The organism is Roseateles sp. P5_E1, assembly GCF_054049335.1.
Map to the genome: position 1 here is coordinate 1 of NZ_JBFUMN010000431.1, position 536 is coordinate 536.

The 536-nt window shown below is 71.1% G+C and carries 1 pseudogene; it reads right to left on the reverse strand.

Going from position 1 to position 536, the window contains the following annotated elements:
• Positions 1–536, reverse strand: a pseudogene (locus tag ACXJKJ_RS31925) (NAD(P)/FAD-dependent oxidoreductase); the annotation flags it as partial.

Below are 536 nucleotides of genomic sequence, written 5' to 3' on the forward strand. Positions count from 1 at the left end.
CCACCAGCGGCGTGGGCGTATCGATGCCCTGCAGCTGGTTCATCAGGTAACTGACCGTGCACGGCGCCAGCGGGCTGGCCGGCACATGCGCGTTCCACGCCGCCCACGCCTTGCGGTTGCGGGGCAGCAGGCTTGCATCGGTATGCAGGACGACCTCGTTGGGCTGGTAGCGGATCGCGCCGAGCACGCTGCGTTCGGCCGCGTCCGCATCGGAGAGCAGCGCCAGCGCCTGGTCGCTGTGGCAGGCCAGCACCATCTGGTCGAACCCCTCCAGCCCGGCCGCACTGTGCACGCGCACGCCATGTTCGTGACGCTCCACCCCGAACACCCGGCAATCCAGCCGCTCGCGGACCTGCCAGCGCCGGCGCATCGCCTCGATGTAGCGCGACGACCCGCCCTGCACCACCCGCCACGGCGCCCGGCCGCTGACCTGCAGCATCTGGTGGTTGGCCATGAACTGCACCAGGTAGCGCGCGGGGAACGCGGTGAGGCTGGCGGTCGGCGAGGACCACAGCGCAGAGGCCATCGGCAGCAGG